General features: G+C 69.8%; 14 protein-coding genes and 2 pseudogenes. 12 read left to right on the forward strand and 4 right to left on the reverse strand.

The genetic code is table 11. The features are described from left to right. Positions 1-8: 8 nt before the first annotated feature. Complete coding sequence (locus ACYVLP_RS11240; RefSeq protein WP_460627431.1) at positions 9-752, forward strand: 16S rRNA (uracil(1498)-N(3))-methyltransferase; 744 nt, start codon at positions 9-11, stop codon at positions 750-752. A 49-nt stretch (positions 753-801) separates the two neighbouring features. On the opposite strand, the gene ACYVLP_RS11245 is transcribed toward ACYVLP_RS11240, so the two are convergent. Together ACYVLP_RS11245 and ACYVLP_RS11250 are read right to left on the reverse strand one after the other, a co-directional pair. Then, positions 802-1,980 carry a Gmad2 immunoglobulin-like domain-containing protein gene (locus tag ACYVLP_RS11245; RefSeq protein WP_460627432.1) on the reverse strand — a complete coding sequence of 393 codons (1,179 nt, stop codon included), beginning with the start codon at positions 1,978-1,980 and terminating at the stop codon, positions 802-804. After that, positions 1,977-2,591, reverse strand: a complete 615-nt coding sequence (locus ACYVLP_RS11250; RefSeq protein WP_460627433.1) for an RNA polymerase sigma factor — start codon at positions 2,589-2,591, stop codon at positions 1,977-1,979. Before ACYVLP_RS11250 ends, ACYVLP_RS11245 begins: the two co-directional genes overlap by 4 nt. 52 nt (positions 2,592-2,643) lie before the next feature. Here ACYVLP_RS11250 and ACYVLP_RS11255 point away from each other — a divergent pair, with 52 nt between their 5' ends. The 10 genes and pseudogenes from ACYVLP_RS11255 to ACYVLP_RS11300 all read left to right on the forward strand — a co-directional run bounded on the left by ACYVLP_RS11255 (position 2,644) and on the right by ACYVLP_RS11300 (position 13,344). Next, positions 2,644-3,003, forward strand: a complete 360-nt coding sequence (locus tag ACYVLP_RS11255) for an HIT domain-containing protein (RefSeq protein WP_460627434.1) — start codon at positions 2,644-2,646, stop codon at positions 3,001-3,003. Beyond that, positions 3,000-4,535, forward strand: a complete 1,536-nt coding sequence (locus ACYVLP_RS11260; RefSeq protein WP_460627435.1) for a S10 family peptidase — start codon at positions 3,000-3,002, stop codon at positions 4,533-4,535. Before ACYVLP_RS11255 ends, ACYVLP_RS11260 begins: the two co-directional genes overlap by 4 nt. A gap of 13 nt (positions 4,536-4,548) precedes the next feature. After that, positions 4,549-5,304 (forward strand): annotated as a pseudogene (locus tag ACYVLP_RS11265) (PhoH family protein); the annotation flags it as partial. Between the two features lie 1,071 nt (positions 5,305-6,375). Next, positions 6,376-6,786, forward strand: a pseudogene (locus ACYVLP_RS11270) (PhoH family protein); the annotation flags it as partial. Beyond that, on the forward strand, positions 6,783-7,250 hold the full coding sequence (gene ybeY, locus ACYVLP_RS11275) for an rRNA maturation RNase YbeY (protein ID WP_452268004.1): 468 nt from the start codon (positions 6,783-6,785) through the stop codon (positions 7,248-7,250). The pseudogene ACYVLP_RS11270 and the gene ybeY, both read left to right, overlap by 4 nt. Positions 7,251-7,271: 21 nt before the next feature. After that, the gene (locus ACYVLP_RS11280) at positions 7,272-8,588 is read left to right on the forward strand and encodes a hemolysin family protein (RefSeq protein WP_460627436.1); all 1,317 of its coding nucleotides are present in this window, start codon (positions 7,272-7,274) and stop codon (positions 8,586-8,588) included. Then, complete coding sequence (era, locus tag ACYVLP_RS11285) at positions 8,566-9,537, forward strand: GTPase Era (RefSeq protein WP_460627437.1); 972 nt, start codon at positions 8,566-8,568, stop codon at positions 9,535-9,537. Before ACYVLP_RS11280 ends, era begins: the two co-directional genes overlap by 23 nt. A gap of 83 nt (positions 9,538-9,620) precedes the next feature. Then, positions 9,621-9,782 (forward strand): hypothetical protein, encoded by a 162-nt coding sequence (locus ACYVLP_RS11290; RefSeq protein ID WP_460627438.1) that lies wholly within the window; start codon positions 9,621-9,623, stop codon positions 9,780-9,782. A gap of 250 nt (positions 9,783-10,032) precedes the next feature. Further along, complete coding sequence (gene leuA, locus ACYVLP_RS11295) at positions 10,033-11,766, forward strand: 2-isopropylmalate synthase (RefSeq protein ID WP_460627439.1); 1,734 nt, start codon at positions 10,033-10,035, stop codon at positions 11,764-11,766. 36 nt (positions 11,767-11,802) lie between these two features. Further along, a complete protein-coding gene (locus ACYVLP_RS11300; protein WP_460627440.1) occupies positions 11,803-13,344 on the forward strand; it encodes a glycosyltransferase family protein in 1,542 nt (513 codons plus the stop codon). A gap of 35 nt (positions 13,345-13,379) precedes the next feature. On the opposite strand, the gene ACYVLP_RS11305 is transcribed toward ACYVLP_RS11300, so the two are convergent. Together ACYVLP_RS11305 and ACYVLP_RS11310 are read right to left on the reverse strand one after the other, a co-directional pair. Then, positions 13,380-14,213 carry a maleylpyruvate isomerase family mycothiol-dependent enzyme gene (locus ACYVLP_RS11305; RefSeq protein ID WP_460627441.1) on the reverse strand — a complete coding sequence of 278 codons (834 nt, stop codon included), beginning with the start codon at positions 14,211-14,213 and terminating at the stop codon, positions 13,380-13,382. A gap of 13 nt (positions 14,214-14,226) precedes the next feature. Further along, entirely contained in the window at positions 14,227-14,877 is a 651-nt protein-coding gene (locus tag ACYVLP_RS11310) for an alpha-ketoglutarate-dependent dioxygenase AlkB (RefSeq protein WP_460627442.1), read from the reverse strand. Positions 14,878-15,018: 141 nt separating this feature from the next. Between ACYVLP_RS11310 and recO the strand changes: the two genes are divergently transcribed. Then, positions 15,019-15,747 (forward strand): DNA repair protein RecO, encoded by a 729-nt coding sequence (recO, locus tag ACYVLP_RS11315; RefSeq protein WP_460627443.1) that lies wholly within the window; start codon positions 15,019-15,021, stop codon positions 15,745-15,747. The last annotated feature ends 9 nt before the right edge of the window (positions 15,748-15,756 follow it).

Raw genomic sequence — 15,756 nt, forward strand, 5'->3', positions numbered from 1 at the left:
AGCACCCCGTGACCCATCAGCTGTTCCTGGCCGGTCGCGAGGTCGTCGCGGGGGCGGCCGTGGGCTCGACCCTGCTGCTCGATGGTGACGAAGGCCGGCACGCTGCCGCGGTCGTGCGGATCAAGCCGGGGGAGCGGTTCTTCGTCGCGGACGGCGCGGGGCGCCGGGCGCTCGTCGAAGCGGCATACGTCGACCGCGCGAGTGTCAGTGGAGTGGTGGTCTCGCTGAGTGAGGAGCCCGAGCCCGCCCCCAGGCTCGTGCTCGTGCAGGCGCTCGCCAAGGGCGACCGGGACGAGCAGGCGGTCGAGGCGGCGACGGAGCTGGGCGTCGACGAGGTGGTGCCGTGGCAGGCGGAGCGCTCCGTGGTCGTGTGGCGCGGCGAGCGGGCCGCGAAGTCGCTCGCCAAGTGGGAGGCCGTGGTGACCCGTGCGACCAAGCAGTCCCGCCGCGCCCGTATGCCGCTGACAGCGCCCGCGGTGAACCTCACGTCGCTCGTCGGCCGGGTGGGCACCGCGGCCCTGACCCTCGTGCTGCACGAGGACGCGAGCGAGGCCCTTACGGATGTGCGGCTGCCGGACGGTGGCGATGTGCTGGTCGTCGTCGGTCCGGAAGGCGGGATCACCGACCGGGAGATCGTGGCGCTGACCGAGGCCGGGGCCCGCCCGGTGCGGCTCGGTCGCACGATCCTGCGTGCCTCGTCGGCCGGTCCCGCCGCTCTGGCGGTGCTCAGCGCCCAGTCCCGCTGGCGCTGACTCCCGAGGGGAGCGGCAGCGCGGAGCCTGCGTGGCGCAAGGCGCGGGGTCAGCGGACGGTGAAGGGGATTCGCTGCTCGGCTGCGACGGACCCGTCCTTGGCGCTGGACTCGTAGACGCGGATCACGTAGCTGCCGGGATCGAGCGCCGTGCTGGTGCGGAACGAGTAGCTACCCCGCTGCGGCGCGCCGGCGTCAGCCGTGGTGAAGCCCGACTCGACCTCGGTCCCCGACTTGAGCAGCTGCCACTGGACGTTGGCCTCGAAAGTGCTGGCCAGGCCGCTGACATCCAGGTGCCGGCCGGCCTTGAGCACCTGCCCGCGGTACGGCTGGTCGATCCACACCGGGGCGACGACCGTCAGCACCTCGATCTGGTCGGTCGGTCGGTTGTAGGTCGTGGTACTGGGCAGCCCGGGCGCGAGGTCGGCGTCCTGGGGGACGGTGATGCGGACCGGAAGGGCGCCTTGCCCGATGGCGGCCTGCACCGTCCACACGATCTGCTGGACGGCGAGCTCGCCGCCGCCGGTGGGTGTCTGATCGAGGCCGGTCGACAGCTCGACGGTGATCTGGCCGTCGGCCACGGTCACGGCCAATGGCACCGACGCAGCCCAGGGCGAGTCGTACGGTGGGCTCGACGGCAGGAGGTTCGGCGGACCGAACGCGCGCCGGAGGGCTGCCAGGGCCTTGTCCTCGGGCGTGGCGGACTTCGGCATCTCCACCGGCACGAACTCTCGGAAGAGGCGTCGCTGGTCGCTGCCCGGGGCCACCGGCCCGACGTAGTAGACGGGCAGGGACACCGTGACCATGGCAGGCGGGACCTCGGGGGTCGTGGCCGAGGTCGTCGGGCCGGTGGCGGTGCTGGTCGGCACGCTCGAGGGAGCAGACGAGGAGACGCTCGAGGTCTGCTGGGACGTGGCGACCGTGCTCCCGGCGACGGACGGGTGGCTCCCGGACGGCCGGTTGACCGCCCAGACGGTCCCGCCTACGAGGAGGGCGACCGCCGCAGCCGCGGCGGGCACGAGCCAGCGGTGCGGGCGGTGGGTCGTGCTCGACTCGGCCACGTGGGCGTCGTCGAGGATCGCGGCGAGACGCTCCGTCGGGGAGATGTGCTGCGCCTCGCTCGCGAGCGACCGGCGGAGGTGTTCCTCGACGGGCCTCAGGCCGGCGCCGATGCGCACCGGCTCCTCGTCCCTGCGGCCCGGGGTGGGGCGTCCGGGTTCGGTGTTCATGACAGCTCCGAGGGGTCGATGGTGTTGCGCAGGGCCGACAGGCCCCGGTGTGCGTGTGTCTTGACGGCGCCCGGCGAGATGTCGAGGGTCTGGGCGATCTGGGCCTCGGACAGGTCCGAGTAGTAGCGGAGTACGAGCACCTCGCGCTGCCGCTCGGGAAGGTCGCGGAGCGCGTCGATCATGGCGTCACGTCGTGCCGTCCCGAGGGCCTCCGTCTCGGCGCTGCCATGGGCGTCGCGCCAGGGTGCGTCCGCGGCCGACGCGTCGCGCGCGTTCTGGCGGTCCACCACGACCTGGTGTCGCTGGACGGAGCGGCAGCCGTTGACCACGGCGGTCTGGAGGTAGCCGACGACGCGCCCACCTTCGCGGATCGAGGGCCAGTGTCGGTGCGTGGCCACGAAGGCGTCCTGCACGACGTCCTCTGCGGCGAGCTGGTTGCGCAGCAGCAGCCAGGCCAGGCGCACGAGGCGGTGCCAGTGCGCGTGGTACAGCTCGGTGATCGCGACGTCAGGGTCGGCCGGCAGACCTGTATCGCCACCCCGTCCTGGGTCGGCGGCGCCCGAGGTCGCGGGGTCGCTGAGCGGGCCGACCGGCATACCCAACGTTCTCACGGACCCATGACGCCTACGTGCACGTTCCGGTTGACATGCCTAGGGTGCACACATGACCTCGCAGACCCAGAGTGACTGCCTCTTCTGCAAGATTGTCGCGGGCGAGATCCCCTCGGACCGGGTGGCCGAGAGCGAGCGGTCCGTGGCGTTCCGCGACATCAACCCGGCAGCGCCGATCCACGTGCTCGTCGTGCCGCGGCGTCACGAGCCGACGGTCGGCGCACTCGCCGCCGCCTCGGCCGACGACCTCGCCGACGTCTTCCGGCTCGCCTCGACGGTCGCCAGGCAGGAGGGTGTCGTGGACGCGAACCGGATGATCGTCAACACCGGCAGCGCGGCCGGGCAGACGATCTTCCATGCCCACGTGCACGTGCTCGCCGGCACGCGGTTCACCGAGGGGCGGATGGTGTGAGCGACGAGCAGCCGTCGAAGGCGGCCCCCGAAAAGGGTTCTGCCGCAACAGAGTCCGAGCAGGGCAAGGCGGAAGGTCCCGCTGATGCGAAGGCACCAGAGCCAGTCGACGACTTCGTCACCACGAAGCACACGCTGCGCGTCGGGCGCCGGCGCCTGAGCTACACGGCCACCACCGGAAGGGTGGTGCTGCGTGAGGAGGAGCACAAGGACGGCACCTTCGGCGGCAACAAGCCGCGCGCGGAGCTGTCGATGACCAGCTACGTGCTCGATGAGGCCGACGTGCGCACGCGGCCCGTGACGTTCGCGTTCAACGGCGGCCCCGGAAGCTCCAGCGTGTGGCTGCACCTCGGGCTCTTCGGCCCCCGCCGCGTCGTCATGGGTGATGCCGGCGACCTCAAGCCCCCGCCGTACTCCCTCACCGACAACGCCGAGTCGCTGCTCGCCGTCAGCGACCTCGTGTTCATCGACCCCATGTCGACGGGGTACTCGCGTGCCGTGGAAGGCGGAAAGCCGGGCGAGTACCACGGCTACCAGAAGGACATCGAGTCCGTCGGAGAGCTGATCCGGCTGTGGACCTCGCGCAACAAGCGCTGGATGTCTCCGAAGTTCGTCGCCGGTGAGTCCTACGGCACGCTTCGTGGCGCCGCGCTGACCGCCCACCTGCAGGAGCGCTACGGGATGTACCCCAACGGGCTCATCCTCATCTCCAGCGTCCTCGACCTGTCGTCGATCGACTTCGACAAGCAGCGCAACGACCGCGCCCACGCGCTCTACCTGCCGACCTACGCCGCCGTGGCCCACTACCACGGCAAGCACGGCCGACGTTCCCTTCGATCCGTCCTCGAGGAGGCACAGACGTATGCCGCGCGCGACTACCCGTGGGTCCTGTCGCGTGGCAACCGGCTGACTTCGTCGGAACGCGCCGAGGCCGTGGCGACCGTGGCCCGGCTGTCCGGCCTGAGCGAGGACTACATCGACCGGGCCGACCTGCGCATCGAGCACTGGCGTTACTTCACCGAGCTGCTGCGTGACCAGCGGCTGTCCGTGGGCAGGCTCGACTCCCGCTTCACCGGACCGGCGGCGAGCGCCATCGCGGAGAACATGGACGCGGACCCCTCGATGGACGCCATCACCGGGCCGTATGCCGCCGCGTGGAACCACTACGTGCGCGACGAGCTCGGCTACAGCAACGACCTGCACTACGAGCAGATCTCCCGCATCGTGCACCCGTGGTCGTTCAAGGACTTCGAAGGGCGGCCGGTCGACGTGTCCCCGCAGCTGGAGCGGGCGATGCGGCAGAACCCGCACCTGCGCGTCCACATCGCCTACGGCTACTACGACGGCGCGACGCCGCACTTCGCGGCGGAGGACGTCGTCGCGCACCTGCAGCTGCCGCAGGAGTCTGTGGCCAACATCGAGCACGCGTACTACGAGGCCGGTCACATGATGTATGTGCACGAGCCGTCCCGGGTGCAGCAGAGCCGCGACCTGGCCGATTTCGTGGTGAGGTCGTCCGGCCTGCCCACGTAGACTCGTTGACACGATGAATGACGCTCACCCCGGCCGACCCGAGCCCCACGACACCGACCCCCTGACGTCCGAGTCGCCCGACACCACGGGTGCGGGCGACACGCCGGTGCTGACCCGGCAGATCCCGCCGCCGATCGAGATGGTCGCGCTGCTCGGGCCGCGGGACGAGCTCCTGCGGACCATGGAGCGCCAGTTCCCGCTCGTGGACACCCACGTCCGTGGCAACGAGATGACCTTCACCGGCCCGGCCGGCGAGCTGGAGATCATCGACTCGCTCCTCGACGAGCTCCTTGTCATCGTCGAGACCGGGCAGCCCCTCAACCGCGATGCCGTCGAGCGGTCGATCTCGATGCTGCGCAACCAGACCATCGAGCGCCCGGCAGACGTGCTGACGATGAACATCGTCAGCCACCGCGGCCGCACCGTCCGCCCGAAAACGCTGAACCAGAAGCGCTACGTCGACGCGATCGACAGCCACACCGTGGTCTTCGGCATCGGGCCGGCCGGAACCGGCAAGACGTACCTCGCGATGGCCAAGGCGGTCGCCGCGCTGCAGGCCAAGCAGGTCGACCGGATCATCCTGACCCGCCCGGCCGTGGAGGCGGGGGAGCGGCTCGGCTTCCTGCCGGGCACCCTCAACGACAAGATCGACCCGTACCTCCGGCCGCTCTATGACGCACTGCACGACATGATCTCGCCCGAGTCGATCCCGAAGCTCATGGCGTCAGGGACGATCGAGGTCGCGCCCCTGGCATACATGCGTGGCCGTGCTCAACCGCTCGACAGCCAGGTGCTGACCCCGTCGGGCTTCAGGGACTTCGGTTCGCTGCAGGTCGGCGACCTCGTGGTCGGGTCGGACGGCCTGCCCACGCCTGTGATCGGTGTCTACCCGCAGGGCTACAAGGACGTCTATCGGGTGACGACACAGGACAGTGCCTCGACGCTCTGCTGCGGCGAGCACCTCTGGACGGTCCGGACGCCGGAGGACCGCCGCAAGAACAGGTGGCGGACGATCCAGACGAAGGACATGAGCGGCAAGCTCCGCCGCGGCTACATCCGCCGCTACGAGCTGCCCCTCGTCGGGCCGGTCGAGTTCGAGGGCGGCGATCTGCCGATGGATCCGTATGCGCTAGGCCTCCTCCTGGGCGACGGGTGCCTCACCACGGCGACCACGCCGTCGTTCACAACGGCGGACGACGATCTGGCGACGGAGCTCGAGGCCCGCCTCGAGGGTGTCGAGATGGTGCACAAGGGGGGTTACGACTACGTTCTCCGGCGACGACCGATCAGCGGTGGCGGGATTGGGGTCGCCAACCCGCTGACCAGCGTGCTCAGGGAGCTGGGTCTCGCCGGCACCCGGTCGTCGACGAAGTTCGTTCCCAGTTCGTACCTCTACTCCTCGGCCGCCAACCGCCTGTCGCTGCTCAGGGGGATCCTCGACACCGACGGAGGACCAGTAACCCAGGATGCGCGCACGTGCCGGGTCCAGTACTGCACGACGTCATCCCGGCTTCGCGACGACGTCATCTTCCTCGTCCGCTCGCTCGGAGGCGTCGCCTACTCTCGCACCCGGGCAGCTTCCGGACGCCCCCCCGGGCTCGCCAAGGGACGACCCGTGCCCCACAACGCGGACGCCTATGTGATCGACATCCGGCTGCCGGCCGGGCTGCCGCCGTTCTGGCTTCCGCGCAAGGCCACGAAGTTCAACCTCACCGGGGGTGGACGGCCGATGCGTCATATCGAGTCCATCGAGCACGTCGGCGCGCAGGAGACGATGTGCATCCAGGTTGCGTCGGAGGACTCCCTCTATGTGACCGACGACTTCCTCGTCACCCACAACACGTTGAACGACGCGTTCATCATTCTCGACGAGGCGCAGAACACCTCCAGCGAGCAGATGAAGATGTTCCTGACCCGGCTCGGCTTCGGCTCGAAGATGGTGGTGACGGGCGACATCACCCAGATCGACCTGCCCGGCGGCACTCGTTCCGGTCTGAAAGTGGTGCGCGACATCCTCGACGGGATCGAGGACGTGCACTTCGCCGAGCTGACCTCACACGACGTCGTGCGGCACCGGCTCGTGAGCGCCATCGTCGATGCCTACGAGCGCGACGAGATGCTGCGCGAGCGCCGGGCCAACCGGGCGGCGCACAAGCCCCGAAGCCAGTCGTCGAGGCCGTCCCAGTCGCCGTCGACGTCAGGGTCGTCCCAGACCTCCGCGCCGGGCGACGGCATGGAGGCAGGCGCATGAGCATCGACGTGCTCAACGAGACCGACCACGACGTCGACGAGCTCGAGCTGCTCGCCTGTGCCCGGTACGTCATGGACCAGATGCGGGTGCACCCCCAGGCGGACCTGTGCATCAAGCTCGTCGACGAGGACGCCATCGCGGTCCTGCACGAGCAGTGGATGGACCTGCCGGGCCCGACCGACGTGATGAGCTTCCCGATGGACGAGCTGCGTCCCGGGCGAGAGGGCCAGGAGCCCGAGGAGGGCACGCTCGGTGACATCGTGCTGTGCCCGTCCGTCGCGACGAAGCAGGCGCTCGAGGCCGGGCATGCGCCGATCGAGGAGATGCTGCTCCTGACGACCCACGGCCTGCTGCACCTGCTCGGCTACGACCACGCCGAGCCGGACGAGGAGCGCGAGATGTTCGAGCTCCAGCGTCAGCTGCTGCTGACCTTCCTGGCCACGCGCAACCGACCGACGGCCTGAGCGGCGAGACGAGAGACCACCATGCTTCCGCAGTTCGTCCTGCCGGCCCTGATCAGCATCGTCGTGGCCTTCCTGCTCTCGGCGGCGGAGGCCGCCATCTTCCGGATGTCCCGGGTCCGTGCGCAGGAGCTCTTCGACGAGGGCCGCTCGGGTGCGAAGTCGCTGCTCACCGTGGTCGCCGACTCACCGGCATACCTCTCGGTGATCGCCTTCCTGCGCGTCGTCGCGGAGGCGACGACTGCCGTGCTCGTGACCCTCGCCGTGGCCGGGCAGGTCACCGAGACGTGGAGCCGCCTGCTCATCAGCATCGCGATCATGGCGGTCGTCTCGTTCGTCGTCGTCGGCGTATCGCCACGCACGCTCGGCCGGCAGAACTACGACACCGTGGCACTGTGGGCCGCACCCTTCGCCGTCGGTCTTCGCCGGATCCTCGGCCCCGTCGCCAAGCTGCTCGTCGTGCTCGGCAACGCGGTCACGCCCGGCAAGGGCTACAGCAACGGCCCGTTCCAGACGGAGTCCGAGCTGCGGGATCTCGTCGACATCGCAGGCGAGTCCGACGTCATCGAGGAGGACGAGCGGGAGATGATCCACTCGGTCTTCGAGCTCGGTGACACCGTGGCTCGCGAGGTCATGGTGCCGCGCACCGACATGGTCACCTTGGATGCGGACAAGACTCTGCGCAGCGCGATGTCCCTCTTCCTGCGCTCCGGCTTCTCCCGGATCCCCGTCGTCGGCGACGACAGCGACGACGTGCGTGGCCTGCTCTACTTCAAGGACGTCGCCCGGCGCCTCAACGCCGCACCCGAGGACGCCCGGCACCCCGCGGCCGAGGTGATGCGGCCGATGCACTTCGTCCCCGAAAGCAAGCCGGTGGACGACCTGCTGCGGGAGATGCAGCTGGAGCAGAGCCACTTCGCCATCGTCGTCGACGAGTACGGCGGCACGGCCGGCCTGGTCACCATCGAGGACATCATCGAGGAGATCGTCGGCGAGATCGCCGACGAGCACGACCGGGAGGCGCCCGGCGTCGAGCAGCTCGAGGACGGCACGCTGCGGGTCCCGGCGTCGATGGACATCGACGACCTTGCCGAGATGTTCGACGTGACGATCGACGAGGAGGACGTCGACACCGTCGGTGGTCTGCTGACGAAGGTCATCGGCCGGGTGCCGATCGTCGGCTCGTCCGGCACGGTCGCCGGGCTCGAGCTCACCGCGGAACGCATGGCGGGCCGGCGCCATCGGGTCGCGTCGGTGATCGTCCACCGCGTGGCGCGGGAGCACACTGACGGCGAGCACAGCGAGACGGAGGACGCTCATGGCCACACCGCAGGACGCTGACGACACGCAGGGCGGGGGAGCTTCCTCCCACGGGCACACGGCGGCATACCGCGCCGGGTTCGCCTGTCTCGTAGGCCGGCCCAACGCCGGCAAGTCGACGCTGACCAACGCGCTCGTCGGCCAGAAGGTCGCGATCACCTCGTCGAAGCCGCAGACGACGCGACACACGATCCGGGGTGTCGCGACGACCGAGAAGGCGCAGCTCATCCTCGTGGACACCCCGGGCCTGCACAAGCCGCGCACCCTGCTCGGTGAGCGGCTCAACGACCTCGTGCGCGAGACGCTCCTGGAGGTGGACGTCGTCGGCTTCTGCCTGCCCGCCGACCAGCGACCCGGCCCGGGCGACGCCTTCATCGCGAACGAGCTCAAGGAGCTGCGGTCGGTGCGTAGACGACCGGTCGTCGCCCTCGCGACCAAGGCCGACGCCGTCGACCGCGACCGCGTGGCCGAGCACCTCATCGCCATCGACCGGCTCGGCGACTGGGACGACATCGTGCCCTGCTCGGCCGTGTCCGGCGAGCAGGTCGAGGTGGTGCGCGAGGTCCTGTCGTCGTACCTCCCGGAGTCGCCCCAGCTCTACCCCGATGGCGTCCTCACCGACGAGCCGGAGGCGGTCATGATCGCAGAGCTCGTCCGGGAGGCGGCTCTCGAAGGCGTGCGGGACGAGCTGCCCCACTCGCTCGCCGTCGTGGTCGAGGAGATGGTCCCGCGCGAGGGCCGGCCCGAGGACAACCCACTTCTCGACGTCCGGGTCAACGTGTTCGTCGAGCGACCGAGCCAGAAGGCCATCGTCATCGGCCGCGGCGGCTCACGCCTGCGCGAGGTCGGTACGAACGCCCGCAAGGGGATCGAGGCGCTGTTGGGACAGCGAGTGTTCCTCGACCTGCACGTCAAGGTCGCCAAGGACTGGCAGCGCGACCCGAAGCAGCTTCAGCGCCTCGGGTTCTGAGCCTCCGCCGGGCCTCGGGCGTGGTCCCAGCGGCTCGTGACGGGCGGCGTCGTGCGGGAATACCCTTGAGGCGGGAGGCGATCATGAGCGAGCAGCCAGACCACGAGCTCGAGATTCTCGAGGACGACCAGACCGTGCCGCCGCGTCCGGAGGAGCTGATCGCCGACGCCGGCACCAGCCCCGCCTCGCTGTCTACAGATCAGCCCGCGACGGATGTCGCCGGCGCGACCCCGAACGCAGACTGAGCCGCAGACTCAAACCCAGACTCACCAGAACCGGATAGCCACGCACCGGTCCTGAAGCGGTCTCACGATCCGGGCAGCTCGCCCGACCTGTGGACGCGAGCCAGCCGACCGGAATACGGTGTTGGCATGCGTTCGGCGCAGCTCCTCCTTCGCTGCCGCGGCGAGGCCTGATCCCGGCCCCCCTCGTCGCGGAGTTTCTCGTGTCCGGCCGGACACCCGCAGAGACACCGAAAGACGAGAGAGCGAAGCGATGATCCACCCTCAGCAGACGTCCGGTATGCCGTTCCAGAAGTACGTGCCGTTCCAGGAGCAGCTGCCTTTCGACCTTCCTGACCGCACCTGGCCGACCAGGCGCATCGACCGCGCCCCCCGCTGGTGCGCCGTCGACCTCCGCGACGGCAACCAGGCCCTCATCGACCCGATGAACTCCGAGCGCAAGCTGCGCATGTTCCAGCTGCTCGTGAAGATGGGCTACAAGGAGATCGAGGTCGGCTTCCCGTCGGCGAGCCAGACCGACTACGACTTCTGCCGTGAGCTCATCGAGGGCAACCACATCCCTGACGACGTGACGATCCAGGTGCTGACGCAGTGCCGCGACCACCTCATCGAGCGCACCTACGACGCCATCGCCGGCGCCAAGCAGGCGATCGTGCACTTCTACAACTCGACGTCGGCCCTCCAGCGGCGGGTCGTGTTCGGCCTCGACCAGGACGGCATCATCGACATCGCGGTCCAGGCGGCGAGGCTGTGCCGCAAGCTCGAGGAGTCCGTCCCGGACACGACGATCTACTACGAGTACTCGCCGGAGTCCTACACCGGCACCGAGCTCGACTTCGCCATGCGGATCTGCAACGCGGTCATCGACGTCATCGACCCGACGCCGGACCACAAGATGATCGTCAACCTCCCGGCCACGGTCGAGATGGCGACGCCGAACGTCTATGCCGACTCCATCGAGTGGATGATCCGGCACCTGGACCGGCGCGAGTCCGTCGTCGTGTCGCTGCACCCGCACAACGACCGCGGCACCGGAGTCGCAGCCGCCGAGCTGGGCTACCTCGCCGGTGCAGACCGGATCGAGGGGTGCCTCTTCGGCAACGGCGAGCGCACCGGCAACGTGTGCCTCGTCACGCTCGGCATGAACCTGTTCAGCCAGGGCATCGACCCGCAGATCGACTTCAGCGACATCGACGAGATTCGACGCACGGTCGAGCACTGCAACCAGCTCCCGGTCAACGAGCGCCACCCCTACGGCGGCGACCTCGTCTTCACCGCCTTCTCCGGCTCGCACCAGGATGCGATCAAGAAGGGGTTCGAGGCGATGGCCGCCGAGGCCAAGGAGAAGGGCACGAGCGTCGACGACCTCGTCTGGGGAGTGCCCTACCTGCCCATCGACCCGCACGACCTCGGTCGCTCCTACGAGGCCGTCGTCCGCGTCAACAGCCAGTCCGGCAAGGGTGGCGTCGCCTACATCATGAAGACCGAGCACCAGATGGACCTGCCGCGGCGGCTCCAGATCGAGTTCTCGGGCGTCGTCCAGCGTGGTGTGGACCAGGACGGCGGCGAGGTGTCCCCGGCCGACCTGTGGTCCAGGTTCCGCGACGAGTACCTGCCCGACCCGGCCCGTGCCTGGGGCCGCTTCGACCTCGTCAACGTCGTCACCGACTCGACCGTCGACGGTGCCACCACGATCGAGGCGACGCTGCACGACAGGGGTGAGCCCACGACGGTCAACGGCACGGGCAACGGCCCGATCGCCGCTTTCGTCGACGCGTTGTCCGCTGTCCCGGACACCCCAGACGTGCGGGTCCTCGACTACCACGAGCACGCCCTGTCGGCCGGTGGCGACGCCCGTGCGGCGGCATACGTCGAGTGCGCGGTGGGGGACCGCGTGCTGTGGGGCGTCGGCGTCGACCCCTCGATCGTCACCGCCTCGATCAAGGCCATCGTGTCGGCGGTCAACCGCGCAGAGCGGGACAGCTGAGACTCCGGACCCCACGGTCCGGTACCGTCTGAGCCCATGGAGACCCCCGTCGGCAGAGCGTTGCTCAGGCTGACGGGGGTCGTTCTCGTGGCCGTCGCCGTCGTGGCGCTCGTGGCGCCCCGCGCGGCGAACATCGAGTACCGCTGGCAGGTCGTCGTCCCAACGGTCCTCGTGGTGCTTGTCGTCGCCGCCGTCGCCCACGTGCCGCGCTGGGTGGAGAACCTCTGGGTGCCCGTCGTCGTCGCGGTCGGTGGCGGCGTCCTTGCCACGTGGGTCGGCCTGATGGGCCGGTACGAGTACGGCTGGGACGCGCGCGTCATCATGGACATGGCGCGCTCGGTCAGCGGCGGCCGACCGCTGACCGATTCCGACTACGGCTACCTCTCGCTCTTCCCGAACAACCTCCCGCTGCTTGCCATCGACCGGCTCGGCGTCGAGGTGGGCAGGAGCCTCGGCCTCTCGCCTGATGCCGTGCTCATCACGCTCAACGGCATCTGCGTGGCCGTGACGGTGTATGCCGTCCACCTGCTCGTCGTGCGCGTGGCCGGCCGAGGCCCGGCCCTTGCGGCGCAGCTCGCGACGCTCGCACTGGTTGGCACGAGCCCGTGGCTCAGCGTGCCATACACCGACTTCTATGCGATGCCGTTCGTCGTGGGCGGTGTCGCTCTGGCGGACAAGGCACTCGCTCCAGGCCGGCGGTCGACCCGGATCATCATGTGGGTGCTGGCGATTGCGGCGATCACGATCGCGTACTCCATCAAGACGACACCGGTCGTGGTGGTCATCGCAGCCGTGCTCACGGCCGTCATCGCGACGTTCGACCACGGGCTGCCGACCGCACGACGGATGGGGGTTGTGGGCGCGTGTGCGGCCTCAGTACTGGGGTTCGTGCTGCTGGGCACCGGTCTGGCCAACGCCTCGATGACCTCGGCCGGGGTCGACTCCTCGCGGATCGACGACACCGTGACGCCGCCGCTGCTGTGGTGGGTCGCGATGGGGTCGCTGGAGCACCGGGGCTCGACCGGCGCGGTCGCCTACGGGGCCTACTCGGGCGAGATGGTGACGGCCGTGCGCGGCCAGACCCAGGGCCAGATGCGCGACTATGCGGGTCAGGTGCTTTCCGGACAGTGGAGCGAGCGCGGCATCGTCGGCACCGCCGAGTTCTACGGCAACAAGGTGGCCTGGAACTGGGGCGACGGGATGTTCTGGGCCTGGGGCGAGGGCAATGACGCGTCGCCGGAGGCCCTCGCGCCGGCCACCGGGGCGACCGAGGTGCTGCACGAGGTCAACGGGCTGCACGGGACCTGGTACCAGCTCCGGGCCGACCTGGCCCAGGGGCTCTGGATCGCGGTGCTCATCGTCGCAGGCCTCGGCCTGCTGCGGGCGCCCTATCGCCGCGAGACGGTTCTCGTCGCGGTGTCCGTGCTCGGGATCGCCGCGTTCACCCTCGTCTTCCAGGGCAGGTCGCGCTATCTGTTCGCGTTCGTCCCGCTTGTCGTGGCGCTTGCCGGGATGGCGCACGCCTGGCTGCCGGCCCGGCGTCGGCGCACGGCGGACACCTCGGTCCGGGCCGGCTGAGGGCACACGCAGTCCGAGCGGCCGCCCGGAGTCGCTCAGTCGATCGAGTGCCCGAGCACGCGGTCGACGGCGGCGAGCGCCGAAGCGTCACCCTCTCGGGTGATCTCGCCGTGCGCCGGGCGGTTCCAGAGCCAGCAGTCGAGGTCAGCCGCAGAGCCGCAGATCTCCGCGGCGGAGTCGCGTCCGCTGGTGTCATCCGGCCCGTCGCTGACGAGGAACCTCTCGACGTCGATGTCGTCGCCGTCCGCGTCGGTGCCGGTGATACGCACTGGCGTCACGGTCCATGAGTGCATGGCGTCGACCGTGGCGATCGTCACGCCCGGACCTGTCGCGACGTGCGTCAGCCCGGGCTCGGGGTCGTACCCACGCATGATCCGTAGCACCTCGTCGACACCGTCGGCCGCCAGGCGACAGTCGATCGGCGCCCGGTCGGCTCCGGCCGTGAGCTCGGCGTCGATGCGGTGCACCAACGCTTCGTGCGCCTGCCTGCGGCGGATGTAGCCGGCCGTGCGGTCGTCGGCCCACATCCACAGCTCGGTCTCGGGAGGCAGCTGCGTCAGCATTCGCTGGAGGCGCTCGCTGGACTGGTCGAAGAAGCCGAGGAGGCCGGCTCGGTCGGTGGGGCGCTCGCGTCGTGTCGCGTTCATGGCCTCGAGGTCTGCCGGATCGGTGAGGCGACGCTCGGCGATCTCCCCCCAGAACCACTGGACCTCGCCGAGGTGCCAGATCAGGTCGTCGGTGTCCCAGTCGGGGCAGGTCGGGACACGGCTGGCCGCGGGGGCCTGCGCGAGCACGGCGCGGAAGCGCGCGGAGTCCTGCGCCAGGTGCGTGAGAAAGGGAAGGTCGCCAGCGGTCGGGCGAAACGGCATACATCGTCTCCTGTCAGCGGACACCCGCCACACGGAACTGAACGGAAATGCGCGGCCCGACCGGGTCGGATGTCTTCGGGATCGAATGATCCCACGTCCGCTGGCACGAGCCGCCCATGACGACGAGGTCACCATGGGCCAGCGGGAAGCGCAAGCTCTTTTGGCGGGTCCCGGCGACGAGATGGCCGTCGCGCGGGCGCATCGCCAGTGTCCGAGCCGAGCCGAGCGACAGGATCGCGACCATGGTGTCGAGATCCTTCGAACGGCCGATGCGGTCGCCGTGCCACGCCACGCTGTCGCGGCCGTCGCGGTAGAGGCACAGGCCCGCCGTGACGAAGGGCTCGCCGAGCTCGGCGGCATAGTGGGCGCTCAGCGCGTCGCGGGCGGCGACGAGCATCGGGTGGGGGAGCGGCTCGTCAGGCGCGTAGAAACAGGTCAGGCGTGGGACGTCGACCACCGAGTCATACATCTGCCGCCGCTCGGCTCGCCATGGCACGTCGTGCAGCAACGCCGTGAACAGCTCGTCGCCGGCGGCGAGCCACCCTGGGCGGACGTCGACCCACGCCCCCTGGCCGAGCACGTGGCGGCGCAGGCCGGCGCGGACGTCGCGCAGGGTCATGTCGTCGGTGAGGTCGAGCAGCGACCCCTGAAGGGTGAGGTCCATAGGACTACGATAACCCAGATCCTCGAACAGGTGTTCGACAGGCTGTGGGTCGTGTGGAAACACTTCCCCGCCGAGCGATCCGTGCACGACGCGCCCCGGCACGTCGATTTGACCACTCGACTCGTGAGGGACAATGGCGCCATGCCGCTCTACCGTGACGAGGCGATCGTGCTGCGCACCCACAAGCTGGGCGAGGCCGACCGCATCATCACGATGCTGACCCGCACCCGCGGCCGGGTCCGCGCCGTGGCCAAGGGCGTCCGCCGGACGAAGTCGCGGTTCGGCGCCCGCCTCGAGCCGGGCATGGTCGTCGATGTCCAGTGCTACGAGGGTCGCAACCTCGACACCGTGACCCAGGCGGAGACCCTCGCGCCGTACGGCGACGCCATCGCCCGCGAGTACGCCGCGTACACCTGCGCGACCTCGATGCTCGAGACCGCGATCCAGCTCACGGAGGAGCACGAGCCACAGACGCAGCAGTACCTCCTGCTCGCCGGCGCTCTTCGCTCGCTCGCCGAGCGCGCCCACGACCCCGGCCTCGTCCTCGACGCGTACCTGCTGCGCTCACTCGCCGTGGCGGGCTGGGCGCCGAGCTTCGTCGACTGCGCCAAGTGCGGCGCGCTGGGGCCCCACCGTGCCTTCAACGTGCAGTCCGGCGGCGCCGTCTGCCCCGTATGCCGTCCACCCGGGTCGAGCGCGCCTGCGCCCGAGACGTTCGAGCTCCTCGCGGCACTCCTCTCGGGTGACTGGGACGTGGCCGACTCGAGCGACCCGCGTCACCGCCGCCAGGGCAGCGGGATGGTGGCAGCCTTCCTCCAGTGGCACATCGAGCGCGGCCTGCGGTCCCTGCCTCTCGTCGAGCGTGCCTGAGCCCACCCA

Source organism: Intrasporangium mesophilum (assembly GCF_054783095.1).

What these genes read in the sequence shown, in the direction of transcription:
- leuA (WP_460627439.1), top strand. Translation starts at nt 10,033, where the DNA reads ATGATCCACCCTCAGCAGACGTCCGGTATGCCGTTCCAGAAGTACGTG.
- ACYVLP_RS11245 (WP_460627432.1), bottom strand. Translation starts at nt 1,980, where the DNA reads ATGAACACCGAACCCGGACGCCCCACCCCGGGCCGCAGGGACGAGGAG.
- ACYVLP_RS11255 (WP_460627434.1), top strand. Translation starts at nt 2,644, where the DNA reads ATGACCTCGCAGACCCAGAGTGACTGCCTCTTCTGCAAGATTGTCGCG.
- ACYVLP_RS11280 (WP_460627436.1), top strand. Translation starts at nt 7,272, where the DNA reads ATGCTTCCGCAGTTCGTCCTGCCGGCCCTGATCAGCATCGTCGTGGCC.
- recO (WP_460627443.1), top strand. Translation starts at nt 15,019, where the DNA reads ATGCCGCTCTACCGTGACGAGGCGATCGTGCTGCGCACCCACAAGCTG.
- ACYVLP_RS11310 (WP_460627442.1), bottom strand. Translation starts at nt 14,877, where the DNA reads ATGGACCTCACCCTTCAGGGGTCGCTGCTCGACCTCACCGACGACATG.
- ACYVLP_RS11305 (WP_460627441.1), bottom strand. Translation starts at nt 14,213, where the DNA reads ATGCCGTTTCGCCCGACCGCTGGCGACCTTCCCTTTCTCACGCACCTG.
- era (WP_460627437.1), top strand. Translation starts at nt 8,566, where the DNA reads ATGGCCACACCGCAGGACGCTGACGACACGCAGGGCGGGGGAGCTTCC.
- ACYVLP_RS11290 (WP_460627438.1), top strand. Translation starts at nt 9,621, where the DNA reads ATGAGCGAGCAGCCAGACCACGAGCTCGAGATTCTCGAGGACGACCAG.
- ACYVLP_RS11300 (WP_460627440.1), top strand. Translation starts at nt 11,803, where the DNA reads ATGGAGACCCCCGTCGGCAGAGCGTTGCTCAGGCTGACGGGGGTCGTT.
- ybeY (WP_452268004.1), top strand. Translation starts at nt 6,783, where the DNA reads ATGAGCATCGACGTGCTCAACGAGACCGACCACGACGTCGACGAGCTC.